Origin of the sequence: Endozoicomonas ascidiicola (assembly GCF_001646945.1) — a bacterium.
Lineage (GTDB): Bacteria > Pseudomonadota > Gammaproteobacteria > Pseudomonadales > Endozoicomonadaceae > Endozoicomonas > Endozoicomonas ascidiicola.
Window position 1 is genome coordinate 263,640 of record NZ_LUTV01000007.1, and the last position, 2,615, is coordinate 266,254.

Annotated in this window: 4 protein-coding genes; all 4 read right to left on the reverse strand. The window is 39.3% G+C overall.

Annotated elements, in window-relative coordinates; translation table 11 throughout:
- Positions 1 to 851 (reverse strand): hypothetical protein (locus AKL11_RS25765; protein ID WP_216636828.1); only part of this gene is annotated, 851 nt, incomplete at its 3' end.
- A gap of 252 nt (positions 852 to 1,103) precedes the next feature.
- The gene (locus AKL11_RS20300; RefSeq protein WP_067521269.1) at positions 1,104 to 1,313 is read right to left on the reverse strand and encodes a hypothetical protein; all 210 of its coding nucleotides are present in this window, start codon (positions 1,311 to 1,313) and stop codon (positions 1,104 to 1,106) included.
- Positions 1,314 to 1,540: 227 nt separating this feature from the next.
- Positions 1,541 to 2,071 (reverse strand): hypothetical protein, encoded by a 531-nt coding sequence (locus AKL11_RS20305; RefSeq protein WP_157673688.1) that lies wholly within the window; start codon positions 2,069 to 2,071, stop codon positions 1,541 to 1,543.
- A 223-nt stretch (positions 2,072 to 2,294) separates the two neighbouring features.
- A partial coding sequence (locus AKL11_RS20310; protein ID WP_067521279.1) for an IS30 family transposase occupies positions 2,295 to 2,615 on the reverse strand: 321 nt, incomplete at its 5' end.

Below are 2,615 nucleotides of genomic sequence, written 5' to 3' on the forward strand. Positions count from 1 at the left end.
GTGTTATTGGTTAATTCAATATCGCTGACCCAGCACCAGAAGTGCTGAATGCCTTTTTTGTCGATTTCAATGTAATCAAGCACATTAACGTGTTCAGTATCATCTTGAAGATTGAGTGGCACKTTATKAGCGTAACGGAATTTATGTGTCGTCTTATTTGGTGCATCAACAACGGTATGATGATGGACCTCGCCCTGATCATAAAGCGCATTCATGGCCTCGATAAGTGCCACATGATTTCCATCCTTTGCGACGATAATGTAGTGCCATCCAAACTCCTTGATCATTGCTACCGTAGGGTTGTCGGCGTATAAGCCATCCAGAAGAATGACCAGATGTAGACGAGGATGGTCTTTTTTTACCTGAGCCAAAAACCGTCTGATTGCGGCTTTCTCGCAATCATTTTTTGTGGAACCATCCTGGCGGCAAATAGCTTCAGGCGCCAAGGGAATAACGGTTTTTCTGTTGGGATGAACAAGGCAGCCACCCATTATATTGTGGTAATAGGTTTCATTTTTCTTCCCTTCATTCTTGACGCAGCAATCAGCGCAACGGCTGGTGTCTGAATAAAAAAGACCGGYGCCGTCAATGGGCAGTAAGTAATGGTCTTTTAACTTTCCACAATTAAAGGTGTATCCCTGAAGGGCTCCGTTACGCTGAATGATCGAGAATAGTTCTTTAAATGGTTTCTTGAATTCCACGGGATCTATCGGGTCAAGGACTTCTCTCATGCGCGTATCAGAAGGTACTTTGCCCTCTTTAACATGATAGAGTTTTTCCAGGTTATAACAGCAGGTTGGCTCAAGCCGCTCTTCGTCAAATCCCAGGAGCGAATCAAATTTTTGATGCATCACTGCAAAAGCTGMTTTTGGGAAATTRCCAAAGGGAATACTRCTTTTATTAGGGCGGTGGTCTGGAATATTTTCAAAGCAATCGGACACTGTTTTTATCAAGTAAGACGCACTGAAATGTCTGATATTTTTCTGAATGGCCGTACCCATAACTATACCGACGACAAAGATTGAKTAATCAGTGATTTTAGTCGAAGAATTGTGCGGGCTGTGTTTTTCTACCTCCTCTGTAAATCTTGCAGCTGTTAGGGTTCAGGAAAGAGCGGGAATTGCTGCAAGTACATTAAGGAATGACTTCGCTTTAAATCGTTTCACATCGCAAACACCCGAAACATCAGATTGCTCGAAAATCTGGTTTAATTTTTGCGCAACTAATTCATCACCGGTACCGTGATCTATATCGTTTGCAACAAGCTTTTTCATCTGTTGCCAGTAACCATAAGTGTTCTGTGGTTCTGACATCTTATATGGCTCAGAGGCTTTGTAGGAATCTTTCTTGGCTTGCTCTTGATTTTCAGTTTTCGCTTTGTTGTTCTTTGTTGGCTTCGTGGTTTTGCTAGAAGCGTCGGGGGGTGTAATTAAAAGTGTTCCCGATGTGGTGAAAATTCAAATTTCATCAGCTGTTACCCCGCATGAATACTCGGTATCAAAAATAGAAAATTCACAAAATTACAGACTGTTGAACACTTTTAATTACACCCAGCGTCGGGTGCTGTTTTGGAGTCAGTATTGTCTTTCTTGTCGGCTTTCTGAGGTTTGCTTGACTCTTCTGTTTCTGGTCTAGTTGATGATTGTTGTTTTTTAGTAACTTTATCAAAGAGTGTTTCCATATCCTGCTTTACAAGAAAACTCATTTTCATATTTAAAAAGTCTATAAATGTACTTTTTTCATTAATACCTTCGAATATTGATGGTTTTAATTGATGTGTATTTTTTTGAGTAAATAGTAATGCATTTATCTTTTCTATATATATGTTGTTTTTGACGGAGTCAGGGCAGTCGGCAAGAGTTTCTTTAATTGATTTTAGGGATAGAGTTTTTTTAATCTGGTTGAAATCTTTGTCGGCTGGCATTCCGCTGTCATTGAAATAATCTAGAATGTCGTTTTGATGGCATATGTTTAAATCAATCAATAGTGGCATGGTTGAAAAAAACAGCAGGCATGAAGCTGTTTGGGTCGAATCTAATGTTGTTGTCAGTGGTTCTTTCGAATGTGCCATTTACTTTTTCGGCAATGACTTTTGGGTCTACGCCATTTAAATCATCTGCTTCAACTAATTTACTGATTTCTTTCCACATGTTTGAATTTTTTGAGGTTGGATCTACTGGATAGTAGACCGGATCTGTAGATCTTTTTTTCTCTTCAGACTTGTTGTAATGGTTCGTGTTTATCTTTGTGAATCTTTTTTTTGAGCTGAAAGTGGTATTTCTTCCATCTTGAATTCAAGTAATAAATACATAACCCATAACTTTTCTTACATCAATCCCAGTTAACTCTTTGAAAGCCTCATAAGGTGTTTTGTAGTCAAGGCATTTTCTAGGTCTATTATTCAGCTTATCAACCGCTATGATGACTTCTTTTTCTGTAACGTTATTAAGCTCCATCGACTTGGGGAAATACTGCCTGAGTAGCCCATTAGCATTCTCATTCTGACCTCTTTCCCAAGAGTGATACGGAGCAGCAAAGTAACTGTCACACTTCAACGCTTTGTCAACCTCTTCATGCTGAACAAATTCTTTTCCATTGTCGTACGTTATGGTTTT

Excerpts from the sequence above, each read along its gene's own strand:
- AKL11_RS20300 (WP_067521269.1), bottom strand. The coding sequence starts at position 1,313 with ATGTCAGAACCACAGAACACTTATGGTTACTGGCAACAGATGAAAAAG.
- AKL11_RS20305 (WP_157673688.1), bottom strand. The coding sequence starts at position 2,071 with ATGGCACATTCGAAAGAACCACTGACAACAACATTAGATTCGACCCAA.